This is a genomic window from Streptomyces sp. NPDC054932, assembly GCF_053610205.1.
In genome coordinates, this window is the sequence record NZ_JBSGXU010000351.1 from 1 (window position 1) to 3,404 (window position 3,404).

Consider the following 3,404-nt stretch of genomic DNA (forward strand, 5'->3'; position numbering starts at 1 on the left):
GGCGAGGTGCCGTGCCGGGCGTCGCGGGCCAGGCGGAACTTTGCGGACACCCCCTAGAGGGTGTCTCCTCCCCCGCCCGGGGGAGGAGTTCGGTACGCGGGGAGGAGGTGGTGGCGGCGTTCCGGTCAGCAGGATGAACCCATGCCCCGATCTTCGAAGAAGCCGCTGGTCCCCGCACTCACCGCCTGCGCCGGCGCGCTCGCCTACACGGTGAGCAAGGTGCACCTCGCGCGGGACGGGGAGCTGGGCATGCCGGGCTTCCCCGCCCCGCCGGAGGCCTACGCCCAGGTCACCGACGTCACGGCCGCCCAGCTGGGCAACGCCGGCCTCGGCCTGCTCATGGCGGTCGTGGCCCTGCTGCTGATCCGCCCGCCGGCCGCCCGATGGGCGCGACGGTGCCTGCTCACCGTCTCCTGGCTGGGCATCGTGATGGTCGGGGCCGGGGTCATCGGCTTCGCCGCCCGGGCGGCCGGCCTGGCCCCGGGCCTGGGGGACGCACCTCCCCACCCGGCGACGGCGGTTGCGGCGCTGGCCGTCGGCGCCGTCTGGGTGGCGGGCTGGTCCGTGGCCACGCTCGGCGCCGCACGGGCCGGCCGGGCCGAACGGGCGGCGTAGCGCGGAGCCGACAGCGGGCTCGGCTCGGACACCGACCGCCGTGCGCGGGGGAGAGGCCGGGGCGAGGCTCGTCCAGAGCGATGCGGCCTGGGGCTTGTCGTGGTCCGAGAACTGTCCCGGGCAGGGGTCAGTGCTGTGCGGCGTAGTCGAGGAGGAACAGCGCCTCGACGAGGGCCATGTTGCGGATCTCGGTCGGGTCGACGCTCTCGTCGGGTGCGTGGATGAGGCAGCGGGGCTCCTCGACGCCCATGAGGATGATCTCCGCGTCCGGGCAGGTTGCGGCGAGCACGTTGCACAGGGGGATGGACCCGCCCTGGCCCAGGAACTCCATCGGGCGGCCGTACGCCTGCTCCATGGCCCGTCCCATGGCCCGGTACGCCGGCCCGTCGGTGGCCGCACGGAACGGTGAACCGGTGCCCTCCTTCTCGATCGAGACCCGGGCGCCCCAGGGCGCCGCGGCCGTCAGGTGCGCGGTCAGGGCCGCCAGCGCGTCGGCGGAATCCGTCCCCGGCGGGACCCGCAGGCTGACCCGGGCCCGGGCCGTGGCCGGGACCGCCGCGGCAGAGCCGACCACGGGCGCGCAGTCGATCCCGAGCACGGTCACGGCAGGGCGCGCCCAGAGCCGGTCCGCCACCGAGCCGGAACCGGTGAGGCGGACCCCGTCCAGGACGGAGGCATCGGCCCGGAACTGCTCCTCCTCGTAGGGCACCCCGGTCCAGTTACCGGTGCAGTCCAGGCCGTCGATGCGGGTGCCGCCGTCGGGGTCGCGCAGGGTGGACAGCATCTGGATCAGTGCGGCGAGGGCGTCGGGGGCGGGGCCGCCGAACATGCCGGAGTGAAGGTTCCCGCGCAAGGTGGAGACGGTGACGACGACGTTGACGAGGCCGCGCAGTGCGGTGGTGGCGGTCGGGCGGCCGACGGCGGCGTTGCCGGTGTCGCAGATGAGGAGCGCGTCCGCGCAGATGTCACCGGGGTGCGCGGCCACGTACTCCTCGAGCCCGCCGGTGCCCTGCTCCTCGGAGCCCTCGGCGACGAACTTCAGGCCGACGGGCAGGTCGTCGCCGAGCGCCCGCAGCGCCGTGAGGTGCATGACGATGTTGCCCTTGCAGTCGGCGCTGCCGCGTCCGTACCAGCGTCCGTCGCGCTCGGTGAGGGTGAACGGCGGGGAGTTCCAGGCGGCTTCGTCGAGTGGGGGCTGCACGTCGTAGTGGCAGTACAGCAGCACTGTCGGGGAGCCGTCCGGCCCCGGCCGGTGGCCGAGTACGGCGTGGCTGCCGTCGGGGGTCTCCTCCAGGCGTACGTCGAGCAGGCCCGCCTCGGTGAAGGCGTCGGCCACCCACCGGGCTGCCCGGTGGCATTCCTCGGGAGGGAACTGGCGGGGGTCGGCGACCGAGGGGATGGCGACGAGCTCGGCCAGGTCGGCCTTGGCGCGGGGCATCAGCGTGTCGATGCGCTCGGCGAGGGCGGCCACGGTGTCCGATCGGTCGCCGGTGGTGTCGGCCATCGTCTCAGCGCCTCACCGTCTGGTCGGTCTTCAGGTCCTTGAGCTCGTTCTGGATGCGGTGCAGGGTGTCGGGGCAGTAGACCTTCAGTACGAGGGCTTCCGCCTGGACGGCCCGGCGGTCCGCGATGACCGGACGCTGGCCGGGGCCGGTGGCCCCGTTGGACATGTTGATCTTCCACAGGGCCGATTTGAGGGCGGATGCCGGGTCCTCGCAGACGATGCCCCCGTCCTCGCCGAGTGCGCGGGCCAGGGTGCTGGGATCGGGCCGGGGGTAGCCGGCGGCGGCCACTTCATCCGCGAGCTGGTTGGCCTTGTCCACGGCCTGGTTGGTGTCGCGTACGGCCTTGTACTGGAGGAGTCCCACCACGACGAAGGCCACGAGGAGGCCGCCCGCGGTGTATCACGTACGGCATCTGGTCAGTCACCCGGCGTCAGACCTATCGTGAGGCAATGACGGCACACAGCCCGGGGGCGCCCGGCGGCGTGGAGCGGGGCGAGTCGGGGACGACGGACGTGGTGCTGCGGGCGGGCGGCGCCACCTGGCTCACCGTGCCGCGCTCGCTGGGGAGCGCCGCGCTGACCGCGCTCGGTACGGGCCTTCTCGGGCTCGCCCTCGTCCTGCCGGTGGCGGTGATCGTGCTCTTCTCCGGTGCCGGCTGGGCCACGGTGGGGGCGGTGGCCCTCTGGATGGTGTCCGCAGCCGTCGCGGCGGGCTTCGCGGGCGCACTGGCCGTGGCCTGCTTCCGGGTGTACCGGATCAGGTTCTCCGCCGTCGGCGATCCGCCCGGGGTGCGCCTGGTGCGCGGCCTGGGGAGCGGTCCGTGGCGGCTAGTGGAGGAGCCGGACCGCCTGCGCCTGGAGCAGGAGATCGAGGAGCCGTACGCCGGGGACCTCCTCCCCGCCACCCGCGCCCTCACGCTGCGCCTGATCCGGGACGGCTCCGACATCTGCCGGGCGGACCTCCTCCCGGACACCGACGCCCGACAGCTCCTCGCGGCTCTGGAGGAGGCCCTGGGGCCGGCCGTCCTGCTCGAGCTCCACGTCAAGCGCACCACCCGCCCCGCGCCCCAGCGCCGCCCCGGCCTCCGTAAACGCGGCCGGGGCGGGCCCTCCGGCATCGGCATCAGCGGCGCCGGGGGCTACAGCTGCGGCGGCGGCAGCGGATGCGGCGGAGGTGGGGGCGGGGGCGGCTAGGTGTATTGATCACGAGCGTTGTTGACACTCGGCGGGTCTTGAACATGGCGAAGACCTCCGGTGTGGTGGGAGCTGTCTAGGAACTCACCGC

4 protein-coding genes are annotated in these 3,404 nt (G+C 74.0%); 2 read left to right on the forward strand and 2 right to left on the reverse strand.

Annotated features, from left to right (window positions below):
• Window positions 1-141: 141 nt before the first annotated feature.
• A complete protein-coding gene (locus ACWGE1_RS40535; protein WP_453425481.1) occupies window positions 142-615 on the forward strand; it encodes a hypothetical protein in 474 nt (157 codons plus the stop codon).
• A gap of 127 nt (window positions 616-742) precedes the next feature.
• On the opposite strand, the gene ACWGE1_RS40540 is transcribed toward ACWGE1_RS40535, so the two are convergent.
• Together ACWGE1_RS40540 and ACWGE1_RS40545 are read right to left on the reverse strand one after the other, a co-directional pair.
• On the reverse strand, window positions 743-2,119 hold the full coding sequence (locus ACWGE1_RS40540) for a M20/M25/M40 family metallo-hydrolase (RefSeq protein ID WP_453425482.1): 1,377 nt from the start codon (window positions 2,117-2,119) through the stop codon (window positions 743-745).
• A gap of 4 nt (window positions 2,120-2,123) precedes the next feature.
• On the reverse strand, window positions 2,124-2,498 hold the full coding sequence (locus ACWGE1_RS40545; RefSeq protein ID WP_453425483.1) for a hypothetical protein: 375 nt from the start codon (window positions 2,496-2,498) through the stop codon (window positions 2,124-2,126).
• A gap of 71 nt (window positions 2,499-2,569) precedes the next feature.
• Here ACWGE1_RS40545 and ACWGE1_RS40550 point away from each other — a divergent pair, with 71 nt between their 5' ends.
• Entirely contained in the window at window positions 2,570-3,313 is a 744-nt protein-coding gene (locus ACWGE1_RS40550; protein ID WP_453425484.1) for a hypothetical protein, read from the forward strand.
• Window positions 3,314-3,404: the final 91 nt, after the last annotated feature.

Bases quoted from the DNA above. Each gene is read 5' to 3' on its own strand.
- ACWGE1_RS40535 (WP_453425481.1), top strand. From the start codon at position 142: ATGCCCCGATCTTCGAAGAAGCCGCTGGTCCCCGCACTCACCGCCTGC.
- ACWGE1_RS40540 (WP_453425482.1), bottom strand. From the start codon at position 2,119: ATGGCCGACACCACCGGCGACCGATCGGACACCGTGGCCGCCCTCGCC.
- ACWGE1_RS40550 (WP_453425484.1), top strand. From the start codon at position 2,570: ATGACGGCACACAGCCCGGGGGCGCCCGGCGGCGTGGAGCGGGGCGAG.